Origin of the sequence: Haloplanus sp. XH21 (assembly GCF_023276355.1) — an archaeon.
In the GTDB taxonomy this organism is placed as follows: Archaea; Halobacteriota; Halobacteria; order Halobacteriales; family Haloferacaceae; genus Haloplanus; species Haloplanus halobius.
In genome coordinates this window covers 142537-158723 of the sequence record NZ_JALLPL010000002.1, presented here as the reverse complement: position 1 = coordinate 158723, position 16187 = coordinate 142537, and the positions used below count along the sequence as shown (strand labels likewise).

17 protein-coding genes and 2 pseudogenes are annotated in these 16187 nt (G+C 55.9%); 10 read left to right on the top strand and 9 right to left on the bottom strand.

The window, feature by feature from the left end:
• Positions 1-110 precede the first annotated feature (110 nt).
• Positions 111-638, top strand: coding sequence for a hypothetical protein (locus tag MXB53_RS14175; protein ID WP_248898247.1), 528 nt, complete (start codon positions 111-113; stop codon positions 636-638).
• Positions 639-729: 91 nt separating this feature from the next.
• Complete coding sequence (locus MXB53_RS14170; RefSeq protein ID WP_248898246.1) at positions 730-1533, top strand: sulfite exporter TauE/SafE family protein; 804 nt, start codon at positions 730-732, stop codon at positions 1531-1533.
• Positions 1534-1608: 75 nt separating this feature from the next.
• Here MXB53_RS14170 and MXB53_RS14165 read toward each other — a convergent pair whose 3' ends face one another.
• Complete coding sequence (locus tag MXB53_RS14165; RefSeq protein ID WP_248898245.1) at positions 1609-2379, bottom strand: outer membrane protein assembly factor BamB family protein; 771 nt, start codon at positions 2377-2379, stop codon at positions 1609-1611.
• Between the two features lie 25 nt (positions 2380-2404).
• Positions 2405-2629, bottom strand: a pseudogene (locus MXB53_RS14160) (CNNM domain-containing protein); the annotation flags it as partial.
• A 221-nt stretch (positions 2630-2850) separates the two neighbouring features.
• Between MXB53_RS14160 and MXB53_RS14155 the strand changes: the two are divergent.
• A complete protein-coding gene (locus MXB53_RS14155; RefSeq protein ID WP_049987555.1) occupies positions 2851-3915 on the top strand; it encodes a CNNM domain-containing protein in 1065 nt (354 codons plus the stop codon).
• 47 nt (positions 3916-3962) lie between these two features.
• Here the strand turns inward: MXB53_RS14155 and MXB53_RS14150 are convergent, their stop codons facing one another.
• Together MXB53_RS14150 and MXB53_RS15690 are read right to left on the bottom strand one after the other, a co-directional pair.
• Positions 3963-4250 carry an amphi-Trp domain-containing protein gene (locus tag MXB53_RS14150; RefSeq protein ID WP_049987556.1) on the bottom strand — a complete coding sequence of 96 codons (288 nt, stop codon included), beginning with the start codon at positions 4248-4250 and terminating at the stop codon, positions 3963-3965.
• 66 nt (positions 4251-4316) lie between these two features.
• A pseudogene (locus MXB53_RS15690) lies at positions 4317-4451 on the bottom strand (DUF7567 family protein); the annotation flags it as partial.
• A gap of 99 nt (positions 4452-4550) precedes the next feature.
• Here MXB53_RS15690 and MXB53_RS14145 point away from each other — a divergent pair.
• Both MXB53_RS14145 and MXB53_RS14140 read left to right on the top strand, forming a co-directional pair.
• The gene (locus tag MXB53_RS14145) at positions 4551-5411 is read left to right on the top strand and encodes a M48 family metallopeptidase (RefSeq protein WP_165896137.1); all 861 of its coding nucleotides are present in this window, start codon (positions 4551-4553) and stop codon (positions 5409-5411) included.
• Positions 5412-5648, top strand: coding sequence for a DUF6199 family natural product biosynthesis protein (locus MXB53_RS14140; protein WP_049987701.1), 237 nt, complete (start codon positions 5412-5414; stop codon positions 5646-5648). It abuts the gene before it with no gap.
• 805 nt (positions 5649-6453) lie between these two features.
• Here the strand turns inward: MXB53_RS14140 and MXB53_RS14135 are convergent.
• Complete coding sequence (locus tag MXB53_RS14135) at positions 6454-7473, bottom strand: hypothetical protein (protein ID WP_248898244.1); 1020 nt, start codon at positions 7471-7473, stop codon at positions 6454-6456.
• A gap of 274 nt (positions 7474-7747) precedes the next feature.
• Between MXB53_RS14135 and MXB53_RS14130 the strand changes: the two genes are divergently transcribed.
• Entirely contained in the window at positions 7748-8374 is a 627-nt protein-coding gene (locus tag MXB53_RS14130; protein WP_248898243.1) for a DUF502 domain-containing protein, read from the top strand.
• Between the two features lie 63 nt (positions 8375-8437).
• Here the strand turns inward: MXB53_RS14130 and MXB53_RS14125 are convergent, their stop codons facing one another.
• On the bottom strand, positions 8438-8740 hold the full coding sequence (locus tag MXB53_RS14125) for a DUF7521 family protein (protein ID WP_165896083.1): 303 nt from the start codon (positions 8738-8740) through the stop codon (positions 8438-8440).
• A 2-nt stretch (positions 8741-8742) separates the two neighbouring features.
• Complete coding sequence (locus MXB53_RS14120) at positions 8743-9168, bottom strand: ArsR/SmtB family transcription factor (RefSeq protein ID WP_049987698.1); 426 nt, start codon at positions 9166-9168, stop codon at positions 8743-8745.
• 433 nt (positions 9169-9601) lie between these two features.
• Here MXB53_RS14120 and MXB53_RS15990 point away from each other — a divergent pair, with 433 nt between their 5' ends.
• Both MXB53_RS15990 and MXB53_RS14115 read left to right on the top strand, forming a co-directional pair.
• Positions 9602-9940, top strand: coding sequence for a DUF7577 domain-containing protein (locus MXB53_RS15990; RefSeq protein ID WP_425601223.1), 339 nt, complete (start codon positions 9602-9604; stop codon positions 9938-9940).
• A 117-nt stretch (positions 9941-10057) separates the two neighbouring features.
• Entirely contained in the window at positions 10058-11242 is a 1185-nt protein-coding gene (locus tag MXB53_RS14115; protein WP_165896084.1) for a tubulin/FtsZ family protein, read from the top strand.
• Positions 11243-11672: 430 nt separating this feature from the next.
• Here the strand turns inward: MXB53_RS14115 and MXB53_RS15985 are convergent, their stop codons facing one another.
• Positions 11673-11867: a hypothetical protein gene (locus MXB53_RS15985; protein WP_156105783.1), complete on the bottom strand. Its 195-nt coding sequence runs from the start codon at positions 11865-11867 to the stop codon at positions 11673-11675.
• A 1135-nt stretch (positions 11868-13002) separates the two neighbouring features.
• On the opposite strand from MXB53_RS15985, the gene MXB53_RS14105 reads away from it, so the two are divergent.
• On the top strand, positions 13003-14409 hold the full coding sequence (locus MXB53_RS14105; RefSeq protein WP_049987880.1) for a Cdc6/Cdc18 family protein: 1407 nt from the start codon (positions 13003-13005) through the stop codon (positions 14407-14409).
• A gap of 264 nt (positions 14410-14673) precedes the next feature.
• Here the strand turns inward: MXB53_RS14105 and MXB53_RS14100 are convergent, their stop codons facing one another.
• Complete coding sequence (locus tag MXB53_RS14100; RefSeq protein WP_165896085.1) at positions 14674-15000, bottom strand: DUF6788 family protein; 327 nt, start codon at positions 14998-15000, stop codon at positions 14674-14676.
• Between the two features lie 138 nt (positions 15001-15138).
• Between MXB53_RS14100 and MXB53_RS14095 the strand changes: the two genes are divergently transcribed.
• Positions 15139-16053 (top strand): MarR family transcriptional regulator, encoded by a 915-nt coding sequence (locus MXB53_RS14095; RefSeq protein WP_248898242.1) that lies wholly within the window; start codon positions 15139-15141, stop codon positions 16051-16053.
• Positions 16054-16187 lie beyond the last annotated feature (134 nt).

Here is a 16187-nt window from a genome sequence, read left to right as displayed (position 1 = left end):
AAACACCATTCAACGTAACGGCTATTGGCAGCTCTACCGTGTAGGGGAGGCTATTCGAGAACCGGACCAGAACGGGTATTCTTGCAGCCTCTGAGATGGTGAGTGGAGACATGGATCCGTCACCAGACTACGATGCTGCACAACTTGGAAACGACAGGTCAGATAAGGCGTCGATCGCTCGTCGGGGTTTTCTGCGGGTGAGTGCTGGGCTGGCAGCCACTGGCGTCGGTATTGCCTCACTCAGTGGGAACGTCGCCGCGCACTTCCCTTCTGACCTAGCAATCGATATCAAACCGGGAAGTGATCAGAACTCGATCAACCCGAATAGCAAGGGGGTGATTCCGGTCGCCGTCCTCCAGACGGACGAGTTCGATCCGACAAGTGAGGATGTTCGGTACCGATTCGGAGCCCCCGACGTCGTCGGCGACGGAGATGGCGCACGCCCGGCACACGATGGCCATGTTGAGGACGTGGATGGTGACGGCCGAGACGATCTCGTGCTTCACTTCCCGACCGACAAAACTGGATTCGATGGGGACGAATCTGAAGGCCGGCTCGAATGGGAGCGAACCGAAAGCGGCGAACACGGACTGTCTGGAACAGATACGGTCACTATCGTGGGTCGAGGCTCTAGATAAGACTGGCTTCCACCCTTCGTATCTCCACATCTCGCCGGTACAGTCAGTAGAACTAATCGGCTACCTTCGCAATCGAATAGACAGAGTGTAGATGGCTCACCTGTTCATCCCGTTGCACACCGGCTTGCCGTCTGCCGCGCATCTCGAACTCGCGACGTTCTTCGTTATCGGGCTTCTCGGCGGTGCGCACTGTCTTGGGATGTGTGGACCGCTGGTCACTATGTATGCTAGCCAGCTAGATGACTCGTCTCGCTCGTCAGCGGGTGTTTCCACGTATGAAGTCAGGCAACATGGCCTGTTCAATCTCGGCCGGACGGTGAGCTACGCTGCGCTCGGTGGTGTTTTCGGCCTCGCGGGAGCACTGTTCTTTGGTACTGCGACCATCATCACTGTCGGCGATACGCTCCGAGCAGCCGTCGGGATACTCGTCGGGATCGCCATCCTAGCCATGGGACTCAACTATCTCATGGGTGGGCACGGCGGGCATGGACTGGCCGATCTGCCGGGCGTGAGACAGGCCGCCAGTGAATTTGGGAGGCTCCAAACGGCACTCGGGGGATGGGTACAGGGCCCGGGGATCGTTGGTCTGGGACTGATCCACGGACTGCTCCCCTGTCCGATCCTGTATCCGGCCTACCTCTATGCGTTTGCTCGCGGATCACCAGTCGCTGGCGTCCTCACACTAGGTATCCTCGGCCTCGGCACCTTCCCGACGCTGTTTATTTACGGAACCGTCCTCCAGTCGATCGGTGCCACACATCGGCAGCGGCTCCATCGTGTGCTCGGGATGGCATTCCTCGTTCTCGGGGTAATGCCAATTGCTCACAGCCTCGCCGTGTTCGGTATCCATATCCCGCATGTCGAGCCGCCGATTTACCAGCCATTCAATCCCTGATCGTTCTTTCTTCGAGGAGAACATCCTACCCCTGGAGTTCGTCACAAACGTACAAAGAGTCACGTCGCATCCGTCTCACTCGAAATCGAACGCCACGACTCGGCCATGGGCGTACATGACGAATGCCTCGAGATCGCCGTCACCATCGATATCTGCGAGCCGTGGGTGGGTATAGATCGGCGCCTCACGCTCGTACCTCCCCAGGATGGTTCCGGATTCGGGATTGACGACCGAAACGATCCCGTCGTTCGTGACGGCCACCAGCTCCGGGTCACCATCGACATCGACATCGCCCAGTGCGGGGGGTGGCATCATCTGGACATCCCCCGTGGTGAGTGTCGTCGTCCACTCAGTCTCGCCGGTGGTCGCATCGAGACATCTGAGTTTCCCGTCCTTCGCAACAGCATAGACCTCGGGAGTGCCGTCTCCATCGCCATCACCGAACGCGTGGACCGCGGCATAGCTTCCAAGATTGCGGGTCCACTCACGCTCTCCGGACGCACCATCGACCATCGAGACACGGCCGGTGGACGCCGTCGCGACCACGATCTCGACGGCATCGTCATCGTCTGCCTTCCCCGTCGTCATCCAGGTAATTGATCCCTCGTACGACTGGGGTTGATTCCAGGCCATCGAGCCGTTCTGCTCAAAGAGGTACAGCCGACCAGTCCCGCCGGTCGCGACCGTCAGTTCGGGATCATCGTCTCCATCGAAATCCGCGACAGCCGGCTGCCCCCACGTGTACGAGGAGAGCTGTTTCGACCACACGGCCGTCCCGTTCGGGTTGAGGACGAAGACCGTCCCTTTGACGTCGACGACGATGATCTCCGGACGATTGTCGCCCACGAAATCGGCGACGATCGGTTTTGTGTATCGCGATGTTGACCAGATTGTTGCCCACGAGAATTGTCACAAGTAGTCGGTGGGGGTTCGACTTCAGATCGGCAACCGTGATGGCACCAGGGCTGCCTTTTTCGACCAGTGCATCAATGCGGTGCTTGGCAAGCGAGAACAACGCAATTTCCGAGGACGAAAAGAACGCAGAGAGGACGAGGAGCACGAAGAGAACCACACTTCCAATGAGCGTGATCGACATCTCGGAGTAGAGATTTCTGGAAGTGGCCTGGAGAGCATAGAATCCAATATCGAAGTGGGCTGTGTCGAGTGACGCTACCATATACCTACGTTGCTCATTGTTTAACAAGCTGGTATAGCCCTTCTGATGGATCAAACGTGAGAGGGTGCCATTAGTTTCAATCACCGAATTTCGCCGAGATTCCTGTGCTTATATACCACCTGATCCAGTAGCGTGGGGTAATGACCCCGCTTGAGCTGACGCTCCGCCTAGTTGCTGGCGTTCTCCTCATACTGACCAACGGCTTTTTCGTAGCGATCGAGTTCGCGTTGACACGAGCGCGTCAATTTAGTGAAGCGGAATTCGTCGACGGAAATCCGACTCTCGAACGGGCCTGGGAGATGACGAATAATCTGGAGATCTATCTGACCACGTGCCAGGTTGGTATTACGGCCTCCAGTATCGCAGTCGGGATCGTAGCCGAGCCGGCTCTCGCCGCGCTCTTCGAACCGTACTTTGCCAATACCGCACTGGCGTCCATCGGTGCAGGTGCGATCATCGCCTTTGCGATCATCAATCTCCTGCATCTCACCCACGGCGAGCAGACACCGACGTATCTCGGCGTTGAACGCTCCCGGATGGTGTGTCGGTACGGGGCCACACCTCTGTACTGGTTCAATTGGCTTATCTCTCCGCTCATTACATTCGGCGACTGGATCGCCAAGGCCACGCTCAAGCTGTTCGGCGTCGAGATGACCGGTGCGTGGCTCGAAACCGAAGAAGAGGTCCTCGAATCACGAGCCCAGCTCCGCAATCGCCTGCACTCGCTTCTCGAAGAGGGCGAACTTCCGGAGGAGCGCCGCGACGAAGTCCTTGGCGCACTCGACATCGACGAACTCTCGATCAGCGAGATTATGGTTCCAGCAGACGACATTATCTCCCTCTCAACCACCCGCTCAGTCGACGAGAACTTTGATTGCATCCGAAACACGCCACACACCCGATTTCCACTAGTTGGTGAGGAGCTGACCGACTTCCACGGAATCGTGTACGCACCGTCGATCATCGACCACTATGAGGATCTCGTAGACAGCGACATCTCCTTCAAAGAGATCGCGGCCCCTCCAATGACACTCGCGGCGGAAACGAACGTCAGCGATGCATTCGATCAGTTCCAGGCCGAGGACCAGGAACTCGCGCTCGTCCTCGAAGATGGTGACGTCGTGGGACTCCTCACCGCAACCGACGCTCTGGAAACGGTAATGGGCGAACTCGAAGACCCGCTCGACCAGCAGGTGTCGACCTGAACTGATATAACGGAGATGTGAAGGTCGTTAGAACCTCCTTGCCGTACCTACTCGATCTCGAGACTCCCAGAGTTGCCCTCGCCGCCCTTACTGTTCTCGTCCCATTCAAGTTCGAACTCGATGCTCAATTCTCCAGGGCCATCAGTCGGTCCTTCGCGTTCGGCTTTCACTTCGAATGTCGGCCGTGCTGGAGGATCCATCGTGACGGACTCTGCCCCCGATTTCAGGGTGATCGGACCTCCCTGTTCGAGCTTTTCGGCGACGCTCCGGAGGTACGACGCGATTTCGTCCCGGCTCTGGGCGCTTTCGGATTTGAACAGCACTTCTTCGGGCATACACCACGCTCTACATTTCCTGCTCGGATAAGTGGCCCTCTCATCTAGCAAAGGGAATCCGCCGCCCTAAGCCAGATGTGACACGTCTTCTAGCTCCTCGAAGTCGTCAAACTCGCCACACTCGACCGGCTCCCAGTCCTCTCTGGGTGCTGGACTCCACCAGTCGACCTCGTAGGCACCCGGTGCGCCGAGGAACTTCACTGACGTAGCAATAGATGATCTAATCGTTATGTAGTAACCGGGTTTATAAGACTGACTTCGTAACCAACCCGTATGAGACATTTCGGGCTCAAGATCCGGATGGCATTCGTCGGTGCTATCCTCGCAGCGTTCTATCTCGTCGCTGTTGCTGTCGCGATGGTGGTGTTCGGCCAGGGAATCCTCCCGATCGCCATCGTCGGCAGTCTCCTCCTCATCGGCATCCAGTACAAAATCGGGAAGTGGGCTGCCTTACGAAGCGTCGGTGCCGAGGACCTCTCCGAGACCCAGTACTCGCAGATTCACCAGTTCGTCGAGCAGGTCTGCCGCGACAAGAATATGAAGAAACCGTCGCTGAAGATCGCCAGCATGGGCGTACCGAACGCGTTTGCGGTTGGCCGTCGCGGCAACGGTACCGTCGTCATCTCTCGGGAACTCATCCAGCTGCTCGACCGCGACGAACTAGAGGGCGTCATCGCCCACGAAATCGCCCACATCGACAACCGCGACGTCATCACGATGCAACTCGGACAGGGCATCGCCTCGATCGTGGCGATCGTCGCGCAGTTCGCTGTCCTGTTCACGGGCGACAACGACCTCGCAGACTTCTTCCTCGCCATCGTCGTCGGCAACATCGTCCAGTTCGTTGTGATGATCTTCGTGCTCGCCATCTCTCGGTACCGCGAGTACGTCGCCGACGCCGACGCGAGACGTGCCATCGGCTCCGGCGACCCGCTCGCCCGTGCCCTTGAGAAAATCGATCAGGGTAACCAGCAAGCCCGCGAGTCAGCCCGGAATGCCCAGCGAAGTCGTGGCCGCGCCCGCGGTGACCGGCGCCGCGACGCGAACATCGACCAGCAGGTGAGCGCACTCTGTATCTCCAGTCCCGACCGTGGCTTCCTCCAGCGGATCGTCTCGACGCACCCGCCAATGGAGAAGCGCATCGAACGGCTTCGCTCGTAGATGCCCGGGATACGCGAACTCCTTGCGGTCGTCCTCGGCGCCGCGCTCGGCGTCGCGTTCCTCGCCGCGCCGCGAACCATGCTCCGGATGTCCGTGTTCGTCGGCCCGACCCGTCGACGCCGCGGGGACTACGGCACTGACGAAGCGATTTCTGCCCGGTGGACGTGGGTCGCCCGTGGGCTTGGTGTCGTCTCTCTCGCAATAGCTGCGTTCATCACCTACCAGACGTACGCCTAACCGTCGAACTGCTGGGCGATGTTGGGTCGGTTGTTCTTGGCGGCATACAGTGCATCTTCGTTTCTAAAGCTCTGTTGGGAGTGGAACATCCAGAGTGTCCGTGGACAGAGCCCGCGCTGATGTCCGAGGAGGAGCCATCTCTCCTCTATAAAGAACACGGCTAATCTCTTGTTTTTCGCCTTCTGAAGGCGACCTCCATATCTAAAGCCAACAGAGCTCACAGTCAATCAAAATGGCGACTACTGAAGAACAGACGAATTCCCTCCCAGTAGACGAGCAGTTGACCAAAGTGCTTGTCCACTGTGGTGGTGTTGGTGGTGGTACGGCTCTACTCATCTATACGCAGTCATGGTACGCGGAGAGCCTCCAGGAGAGTCTCCCTTTCTTACTGCTCGGATTGCTCTTCTGGCTAATCACTATTGGTGCGTTCTCTTGGACAATGTGGGAATTTATCATTCCAACATTCGTGGCTTCAGATCGCTAAGGAGAGAACTCGCCCAACTAACTGCAACGGACTCGGACGTGGAAACATGGAACCAAAGATGAACACACGTGTTCGCGCTGTGGAACAGCCTTTCCGATCACAACACGACACACAGAGATTGTTCGGCGAGATCTCGTCGATACGCCCCAGCCGCCGTGTCTCGAACGGCTCTGTGCAGACCCCTGGGAAGTATATATCGAGGAGTTTCTGGGCAGGGATTTCGATGGTGGACGCAATGAGTCCGAACTCACTCAATCAAAGTGAGTTGTGTCCTTCCGCCCTGATTCACACAGCTATCGATCGAGTGGGAGGGCGACGAAATTAGCGCCGACGCCAGGCGATGTATCCACCCACCGCAGCAATACCGACCACAATCGCAGCTATCGACTGATAGACTGTGGACGCGGGACTCCGCCGCGAGTTCCACTCCTCCATCCAGTCCTCTTCGAGTGATTCGGCCCGGTCTTGGACGTCGTCGAACTCGAAGTCGTCGAGGCCGAGTGCTGCGGTTTGGTTTGCAGCGACAGCCGACTCGTTATGGACCCTCCAGAAGTGTTGTGCCGTCTCATTTCCGCGTTCGGGAACTGACGACACGTTCATCGCGATGGTCTCGCTCGTGCTGGCCACCTCGCCGAGCGGCTCGGCAATACTGCTGTATCCGAGATGATCCGAGAGATCGTCTTTCGCGTCGAGCGTCGCTGCGTACTGATCATAGAGCCGTTGGGGGTCGACGTCAGTTCCGTTCTCCCGCTGTTCGAGCAGTTCGATGAGAGCTGTCGCATTCGACCGGTACGCGGTCGAAGCGTTCTCGAAAGAGCGAAGTTCCGGGTGCAGTTCGCGTGCGGTTTCGTTGAATTCGGGGATCTGGGGTGCTGCCTCGACTGACGCGTTATAGACCGTCGTCCCGTTTTCACGGACCGCTTTCATCCGCTCCATGTACACGAGCGTCTCGTTGATTGCAGTGGCCGTCGATGAGACGTTGGTTGCTGCCGTGCTGGTGTTCTGTGACGTCGTGCGGAGTTGATTGATGTCTTCCGCTCCGAGGTCTTGAACGGCCCGTCGTTGTGCGAGTGCTGTAAGAACCGCTTCAGCAGTTGATTCCGAGGTGACACGCTCACCATTCGTATAGATGTCAATGCCACTGGCCCAGGAGAAGACGTTCTTGTGTTCGTAGACGCTGTACTGTTGTCCGTCAACGGTGATGTCCGCAATATGGGTCGTGTCTTGGTCCAGCAGTACCGGCTGGGGATCTGACGCTCCCTGCGCAAGGGCGCCCATTGGCGTTGCGCCCACCAAGAACATTATGACCACGAGGCTAGTAACAAGTTTTCTTCCGTTCATCGTCCACGTGTGACCTTACGTTGTGCTGATAAGGAAGGAGATGGAGCGTTACAAATGACGAAACTGTAGGAAGTCTCCGAGAAGCTGGTCGCTATGTGGTACCTAGCTTTCGGGGAATGAAACTATGAACGAGGAATTATGACTCATCTCTGCTTTCGATCCGGTAGCAGGGCCAATTCACTCCAAGAAATCGATGTGGATATTTTGCCGTCTCACGTTATGACTCTTATCTCTACCAAACGCGATGACTGCTGGGGGTGGCTGGATTAATTATATGCCTGGCCGATTCACAACGTGGCGAGGAGATGCAGCGAGTGGTCTCGTTGTTCTTGCTCCGCTTCTCGTCATAGCGTATGTTGTCATATGGATATACAGTGTGCTTGCTAGTTTCCCGGTATTGAATGCTGTGCAGCCACCAATCGTTCGCGTCGCAATCGTTCTCGCCGGGTTCGCTGGGCTCGTCTTGGTCACCGGCTCATTAATGCGGACGACGACTGGAACAATCGTTGAAGCCACACTGGATACGCTCGTGAATCGTATCCCTGGATTGCGAATCGTCTATAACGCCTCGAAAATGGGAATCGAGACGGTTGTTGACGGCACTGACCACCTACGCACGCCAGTGCGAGTTGAAACGTGGCCCGGGATGTATATGACTGGATTCAAGACTGGAAATCGTGCGTCGGATGGACGTGATGTAGTGTTCATTCCGACGGCACCGAACATCACAACAGGGTTTGTCGTTGAACTTGAGACGGAGGACGTAACAGAACTCGATGAATCCGTTGAGGATGCCCTCATCCGCATTATTAGTTGCGGGTTTGGAGAAGCCCCACAACCGGATGCTCTAAATGAAGAAGACCGACCACCGAACTCACCGTCACCTACGACAACTGATTAATCCAACGGATTATGATCAACCAAGTCCGGAATATAGCGTCCAACAGGCTTTCGTCGTAAACAGTCAGTACCGAGATAGGGCATAGAAAATAACGACAAGTCCTGCAGTAATAACCAGGCTATCAAGCGTTTGAAGCGCAAGCGATTCACGGGCACCAAGATTGTAGTCTTGCCGAACACCGAGTTGATAGATGATGTCGAGGAGGCCACCGAGAGTGATGAGTGCGAAACCTCCTGCTGCGAGGCGGAGGCTGTGTTGTTGAATGCGAAGATAGGCTCGATAGCTGAGCACGGTCAAGCTTCCTCCGGCGATGAACAGGAGTGAATTGGCTACGAGGAAACTCCAGAACTCCGGCGGCTCAGCCATGATTATCCACCACTGAGATCAGACGACGAACTATCACGGTGACGAGAGTCTGCGTTCGTATCGTTTGAGACCTCTGTCGCTCCCTTTTCGAGGTCGTTCCAGAAATCCGTGAACTTGTCAGAGTAGTCTTTCTTGAGCTGGATATCGATATCGAACTGTCCTTCGTCAACCTGGAACCGTGCCTCCTTGAGACTCGTTCTGAATCGTTTGTAGTGATGGCCCTCATCGTCGAGTTCCATCTGTTCGTCCAGCATATCGTATTCCTGGAGCGCGTGAATCCGTCGATAAATCGTTGGCTCCGAGACCCCACAGTGTTCGGCGAGTTCGGTGGCTGACAGGGGTTTGAGGCTGGCTAACGCAAGAATTTGCCGAGCAACCTCGCTCCCGAGGACGTCGAACACGTTCTCTGGCTCCCATTCTTTGCTCACAGTCCATGCCACCTCTGCGTTGCTTCCCCGCGTATGTACGATTGAGGGATTGGCTTCACGGTCCGAAGACGTCCCGCAACCGTTCGTATTCAGTTTTTGCTACGGTTGTCGTATCAATCTTTCCTAATAGTGTCGGGTTCCGTAGTGGAAAGGGGCAGGGGTGGGGAAGGGAGCTACAGACGAGGGGTGGGCACGACGAATCGAAGGGTACCTCTAATCTGTTTTCAACCGGCTTTTGAGGTATCGTGATCTCCGTTCACCGTGGGTTTCCGGATATCATAGATACCCAATCAGAGATTTGAGTTCGTTCCTTGTTAATGGGACTCTGGGATTCGCTATCCGAAACCGTGCTTAACGGAGATACCATTGGCGAACGATTGCACGAATAGTGCCCGTGCAGGATGTCATATTGAAGCTTTCACTTCTAGACGAAATGCTGACTGAACTCGTTCGTTCTGTTCGCCAATGGATGTCCGCAATCACGGTCTCGGATGAAACCAAAATCGCCCTTGTTGCGATCGGTGTACTGCTCGTCTTCGGGTATTTCTTCGTACTCCCCCGTCTACGACGTCGCCGCCATTCCCATCCTGCTATCGCGGTCAAAGCACGGAAGGTGCAACAGGATACCTCAAAAGCAGATGACTGGGTTGTTGTCTGCCAAAACTGTGGCGCACGGAATCCCGTCGGATATCGATACTGCCACAATTGTATCAACCGGTTACCTTCGACGGTTCGGAGATCCTGGGACGATGATCGAATGTCTGACCAGTGAATCGCCGCGGGGGTCACGTCCCGGGGCATTCGCTCCGACCAGATGTACACCGCTTCACTACCCGAAACCGGGAAACTGGCTTTACAAACTGTTACCGGGTAGGTAGGGTGGTCCCATATGAAACTCGGCGTCGTCGGTCTCGGCCAAGCGGGTGGGAAAATCGTTGATGCCCTCCTTGAGTACGATCAGCGAACGAACAGCCACATCGTCCATGATGCACTCGCGGTCAACACAGCAACGGCTGATCTCAACGCACTCGAGCACGTTCCAGCGGACGCACGGGTACTCATCGGGCAGTCACAGGTCGGCGGGCAGGGTGTCGGTGGCGATAATGAGCTTGGTGCCACAATCACCACCGAAGATATCACCGAGATCCAGCACGTCATCGACACGATTCCTGTCCATGAAATCGATGCGTTTCTCCTCGTCGCTGCCCTCGGTGGAGGGACGGGAAGTGGTGCCCTTCCCGTCGTCGGCCGGCACCTCAAGCAGCTGTATACTGAGCCGGTTTATGGGCTCGGCATTCTCCCGAGCACCAATGAAGGCGGGCTCTATTCACTCAATGCCGCTCGCTCCTCACAGACTGCTGTCCGGGAACTGGACAACCTCCTTGTCTTCGATAACGACGCCCATCGACAGGCAAACGAGTCACTGACGGGCGGATACACAGCGATCAATCGAGAGCTCGCGACTCGCCTTGGCGTCCTCTTCGGAGCGGGTGACATTGACATGGGAACCGCGAATCCAGAAAGTGTCGTCGATGCAAGCGAAATCATAAACACTCTCAAGGGCGGTGGTGTCTCCACACTCGGATATGCCTCCCAGCCACTCGACGAGGAGAACGGTGCTGAGTCGGCAGGCCTCCTCTCCCGATTTACGAGTGGGTCTTCCCCGGATTCAGCTGGGGGAACGAATCGGATAACAAGTCTCGTTCGCCGTGCAACCCTTGGCCGTCTCACCCTCCCAGTCGAACCCGCCAACGTCTCGATCGACCGCGGCCTCGTTATCGTCGCCGGTCCCAGTGACAGTCTCACCCGTAAAGGAATCGAACGTGGGCGAACATGGGTAGAAGAGCAAACCGGGTGTCTTTCGATACGTGGCGGTGATTACCCACTTCCAGAGTCGAACACGGTCGCAGTCGTTGTTCTGTTTTCTGGTATATCAGGTGCTGATCGACTTCGAGAATTGCGATCAGTCGGAAGTGAAGCACAGACCACGAATTCGGAGAGGGCTGGGTCCTCGGATCGCCATCTCGAATCGATTCTTGGAGATGATGCGGACGAACTCGACTCGCTTTTTTAATACGACATTCTCCCCCAATTTCGGAATGCGCGTCCTCCTCCTTGAGGGCGTTCATGAGTACGCATCTCCGAAAAAATAATCAGCTATTGCTTTACTCGACTCGAAGAGTCCATCAATATGGAAGTAACGTGCTTCACCTGAAGGTTGACCAGTTAGAGGAGCGTTGGGATATACTCCACAAGCGATTCCAAGAGACGATTGACCGAAAATCGAACACCCGTGTTTCAGCTGTTTTCTGTACCTCACTCGAGTAATGGTCCCCGTCGTGTTCGAATCTCGTCGCCGGGCTACTCCCCGGAACCATCAAAACGTAGCCGCGGTCAGCCTTCGCGATGCCGTCATCCTAATCGTTTCCTCAACAGTCACGTCCCGAGCCTTGTCCTCCTCAACGAGTGTCTCGGGAGGATCGTTTTCTTGAGACGACAACGACCTACTGAACAGAAAGCAAGAACTGGGCAGAGCCTCCGGAACGTCCCAGAAGTTCGGGGCAGAGCAGGATATCCGCTGACACCGAGAAAGCTAAACACAGAATACTCAGGACCTTGCCGTCCATCCCGGACAAGATATCGAGTACGTGATCGTCGACGACGAGAAATCCTCGCGGGACCGCGTTGTCCTCGCTCACAAAGAGATCGACACCTCGATGCATCTCCTTACGATACGCAGCTGGTCCGAGCTGTCGAGAGTATACTGTCTCGCTTTGACTGGAACTAGAACGACATCCGGCGTGAGCTCAGTGGAACACATGTAGTCGGTATCACGGACTGAACCTGACGAACCCCCTCCCCCCTTTTTCGAGTTGTAAGTCGCGGGGAACAGGCTATCCAAGACGTAGTGTAGCGAGAGTTGAGGTAACTAAAGTTGGTGTAGAGGTGGTAAGACGCGATAATACGCGGGATGAGAACCACAAGCGAGATGGAGTCGTTATCTACATCCCGAGACATCAATCGTCTAGCTCAGCTAGACGATATATTCTATTCGTCTCTAGTACGGTTATGGTAAGATAGGGTGTGACATAAACTTTCGCATATCTAGTTGTGAGTTGGAAGATTAGACACTCAACCTATCTATCGTGCATATTCGCCACTATCGGCTGCTTTGCAGTCCCTCTTGCTGTTCACCCCCTCCCCGAGGCTACGAGTTTACAACTCGAAAAAGGGGGGAGGGGGTGAAACATTCGAGATCACCAAAGCGGCTTCACCAGCAATCATATCCGAAACCTGGTATTCCTCTCACTCGTGAACGGATTCTACGAGCGTCGTTCGTTCGCAATCATTCTGGCGCTTACTACTCGAAAACGGGGAGTGTGAGAAAGACCGTATCACCCTGAGCATCATTCACAAAATCCGGATTATGTGGATTTTGCTCCGAGACCCACCTCGACTCACTTCTCCTTACAACATGAGGGTGGGAGCATCGAACCAGGTGTGTTACCGCCCCCAACATCTTACAACTCGAAAATGGGGGGTCCGGGTCATCGAGGAAGTTCGACGATAGCGAGCTTCGTCGAACCGTTACAACTCGACAACGGAGGGTGATAGATTCCGAAGACGGTATCTGACTCATCCAGAGGATACGGGTCTGTAGTCGTTAGATAGCCTGTTTTCGCCCGGTTACAACTCCACAAGGGTCCATATTTTTATACCCAGAGTTCGAGGGGGTTCATAATGGGACGAGAGGGACGTAGAGCAGGATCGAATAATCCGGAAGGTGAGGAGGGTGGTGAATCTTCTGCTGCTGATCCTGAAAACCCCGAATCGATGGATGAGGAGGTGGAGTCTCCTGGCACGTCACAAGCGACCTTCGGAAACGGATCAGATCCCGCCGATTCGTCTCAAGAAGCAACTAACGGCGACGGTGGCGGTATCTCAATTCGTGATCGGCTCCAAACCGAGTCGTCCGGTGGGGTATTCGCGAACAAAGACCTCGTCCGGTCAGATACCATCATCGACGAGGATCGTATCGTCGGTCGTGACGACCAGCTGGGCCGTGTCGTCGACAATCTAAAACCGATCCTCCAGAATGAGGGGATCCCCGATATGCTTCTGAGTGGTCCCTCTGGAACGGGGAAATCGCTCATCATTCATGCAGTCTGTAAACAGATCGTCGAACTGTGTGAATCCCAAGGCAAGACCTTCGGGGTCATTTCAATCAACTGCGAGGGGCCGAAGACCGCAGATCGGGCTGTCTATCGGTTAGTCAAAGCTGCTGCCGACGACCTTGGCGTTGATCCTGGTGTTCCCCAAACCGGTGTCTCAACGGATCAGAAGCTGGAGCGACTGTACGAACTGATGCGAGAGTATTACGACGGTGTCATCTTCATTCTCGATGAAATCGATATGCTCGAGGGACCGTATCAGGAGGCAGAGTACAATTCTCTCATCTACCAGCTTTCACGGGCTCGCAAACTCGCTGACTTTGATGGTCCCATCTCGCTCACGACGATCACGAACTACGCCGACTTTATGAAGGACCTCAACAGCCGCGCACAGAGTTCTTACAACCCTGACGATATCTTCTTCGACGATTACGATGCGAACCAACTCCGTAGTATTCTCCGCAACCGGCGGGACGCCTTCAAGCCAGACTCACTTGCAGATGACGTTGTTCCGCTTGTTGCTGCGTTCGGCTCCCAAACGCACGGGGATGCGCGGAAAGCGATTGATCTCCTCAGATGGGCTGGCGAATTAGCTGAGCGGCGTGGAGCTGACACAGTTACCGAGACTGATGTCCGTGAAGCCCAGGAGAAATACACCGAAAACCGCAAGCTCCGCCATATCAGCGGCATTTCAACTCAAAAGAAACTCTCTATCTACGCCGTGGCGGCGACGGCCAACTACGCAAGAGAACATCCTGAGTGGATCCCAGCTGGACCTGCGTTCAAGACGTACCAATTCATTGCTGATACGATGGACGCAGACCAGTACAGTCGCGAGACGTTCGTAAATCACGTCACAGAACAGAGTACGTACGGTGTGTTGGACTTCGAGCGTCGGGGCAAGGGGCGAGGCAGAGGAGTGCATATGTATTTCTCCCTCTCCGAGGATCCGGAAACGATCATGGAGACGATCCGTGAGGATTCCCGGTTCGAAGATCTAGCTCACGAAGAGGCGACTATCAGCGCGGTTGTCCGCGAACGGCTGAAGCAGTTCCGGAGTAAGAACTAATCCCGCCTGTATTCACCCCACACTTACTACTCGAAAATGGGGGGTGTCCTTCGTCGGGATGTCTCGTTACTACTCGAAAACGGGGGGTGGGTGAGTCAAGAGATTTGACGTGCCGGTCGATGTACTGTGGTATCTCCTTGCCCTCTCCCATTTACAACTCGAAAACGGGGGTGTGTTCTACGATTTTCTTGTCGCCGATACCATCGATGATACGGAGACCGTGGGGAAACGACGGCAACGTAGGGTGGGAGCCCCGAGTTGAGTTCACTCGTCGGGATTCACCGGTCCTTTGTACTTCGATGTCACTGAATCTCCTTCCCGCCACTGCCAGTAGTAGTAGCGGTTGTCGTTGATTTCCTTGATCGTGATCGTCGCCTTCGCTGGCACGTCGTCCGGGAGGTCATCGGGGCGCTCCTCGACGTCGGCGGCGGCCGCCTCTTCCTCCTTGAGACGAGCTTCACGCTCCTTGTATTTGGCCAACGCCTCGGCGTAGCTGGCAACGTCCCGAAGATGCGCCGATGTGGCTTCGTTGAGCGTGTTGACGATCTCCGTTGGGAGGTTCGCCGGTGGGGTCGGGGGTTCGTAGGACATCGGCTGCTCTCGTGTTAACCAACACTACCCGCGACTCCATAGTTTTGTTGGTTAATACGATGGAGACGGTTCTCATAATGGCTGTCTGTAACACTACTCGAAACTTCTTTATAAATAAGTTTCGTACTATGTTACGCCGTGCTCCGGCGCATCGAGCTTGAGGTCCTCGCCACGGTCGACCGCGGCGACACGATCTCCGAGCTCGCGACGAAGCTTGACCACAGCGAGAGTTACCTCTCTCGTGCCGTCGCCGACCTCGTCGAGAAGGGACTCGTCTACACGGAACGCGACGGCCGCCGAAAACGAGTCATCCCGTCAGATGCTCGCGCCGTCGAACTCTACCGGGACCTCGTCCGTCAGCACTCCCACATCGACTTCCCCGAACTGCTGACCAGCAAGGCACTCGAGGTGCTGTACTACCTCGACCAGCCGCGAACCGTCTCCGAGATCGCCGGCCGGAGCGACAACTACCGCAACACGGTCAACCGCGTCCTCAAGCGGTTTCGTGACCGTGGTCTCGTCGGGACGGCCGACGGCCGCTATGACTTCAACGCCGATTTCGACCACCTCTACGAGTTCGCCCGGGAACTCGCACACCATCTGCATCGTCAACGCCTCGAAGCCGTCGCCCCGAAGGGCACGATTCTCTGGGAGGACTACGATGAATTCCTCGCGCAGGCCGAGACGGAGATCGAGGCAGAGGGATTCCACGAAACCGGCCTCGCTCGATTCGCGGCCTTCGACCTCCAGTTCCTGCTCACCGGCCATCGCTACTACGTCTACTCCGAGGATCTCGACGCAGTCGCGCCGGCGGAGCTCTGCTGTCACACGCTACTGATCGACGACGGCAGCCGTCACCGTTCGTACTGCCTCCTCCTGCTCAGCCACGTCGATGTCGATGAGGAGGACCTCCGAGAGCAGGCAGCGAAGTATGACCTCAAAGACGAAATCGACGCCTTGCTGCGCTACCTCGAGACGCACGGCGAGGTCGACGACGACCGTCTTCCGGAGTGGGACGAGTTTCAGGAGTTGGCGGCTGATTACGAAGTCTGAACGTTTGGCGGCACCACCCTTTTTTGGGCGGCCCTGTATCTACAATATGATTTAATGACACAAAGCGATCCTATTCAATGCCCCGTATGTGGCTGGACCGGCCAAAATACGGATCTTGAGAGTACTGCGGATGG

What these genes read in the sequence shown, in the direction of transcription:
- MXB53_RS14145 (WP_165896137.1), top strand. Translation starts at nt 4,551, where the DNA reads ATGGCATTCGTCGGTGCTATCCTCGCAGCGTTCTATCTCGTCGCTGTT.
- MXB53_RS14115 (WP_165896084.1), top strand. Translation starts at nt 10,058, where the DNA reads ATGAAACTCGGCGTCGTCGGTCTCGGCCAAGCGGGTGGGAAAATCGTT.
- MXB53_RS14130 (WP_248898243.1), top strand. Translation starts at nt 7,748, where the DNA reads ATGCCTGGCCGATTCACAACGTGGCGAGGAGATGCAGCGAGTGGTCTC.
- MXB53_RS14105 (WP_049987880.1), top strand. Translation starts at nt 13,003, where the DNA reads ATGGATGAGGAGGTGGAGTCTCCTGGCACGTCACAAGCGACCTTCGGA.
- MXB53_RS15990 (WP_425601223.1), top strand. Translation starts at nt 9,602, where the DNA reads ATGCTGACTGAACTCGTTCGTTCTGTTCGCCAATGGATGTCCGCAATC.
- MXB53_RS14170 (WP_248898246.1), top strand. Translation starts at nt 730, where the DNA reads ATGGCTCACCTGTTCATCCCGTTGCACACCGGCTTGCCGTCTGCCGCG.
- MXB53_RS14175 (WP_248898247.1), top strand. Translation starts at nt 111, where the DNA reads ATGGATCCGTCACCAGACTACGATGCTGCACAACTTGGAAACGACAGG.
- MXB53_RS14155 (WP_049987555.1), top strand. Translation starts at nt 2,851, where the DNA reads ATGACCCCGCTTGAGCTGACGCTCCGCCTAGTTGCTGGCGTTCTCCTC.
- MXB53_RS14150 (WP_049987556.1), bottom strand. Translation starts at nt 4,250, where the DNA reads ATGCCCGAAGAAGTGCTGTTCAAATCCGAAAGCGCCCAGAGCCGGGAC.
- MXB53_RS14100 (WP_165896085.1), bottom strand. Translation starts at nt 15,000, where the DNA reads ATGTCCTACGAACCCCCGACCCCACCGGCGAACCTCCCAACGGAGATC.
- MXB53_RS14125 (WP_165896083.1), bottom strand. Translation starts at nt 8,740, where the DNA reads ATGGCTGAGCCGCCGGAGTTCTGGAGTTTCCTCGTAGCCAATTCACTC.
- MXB53_RS14140 (WP_049987701.1), top strand. Translation starts at nt 5,412, where the DNA reads ATGCCCGGGATACGCGAACTCCTTGCGGTCGTCCTCGGCGCCGCGCTC.
- MXB53_RS14135 (WP_248898244.1), bottom strand. Translation starts at nt 7,473, where the DNA reads ATGAACGGAAGAAAACTTGTTACTAGCCTCGTGGTCATAATGTTCTTG.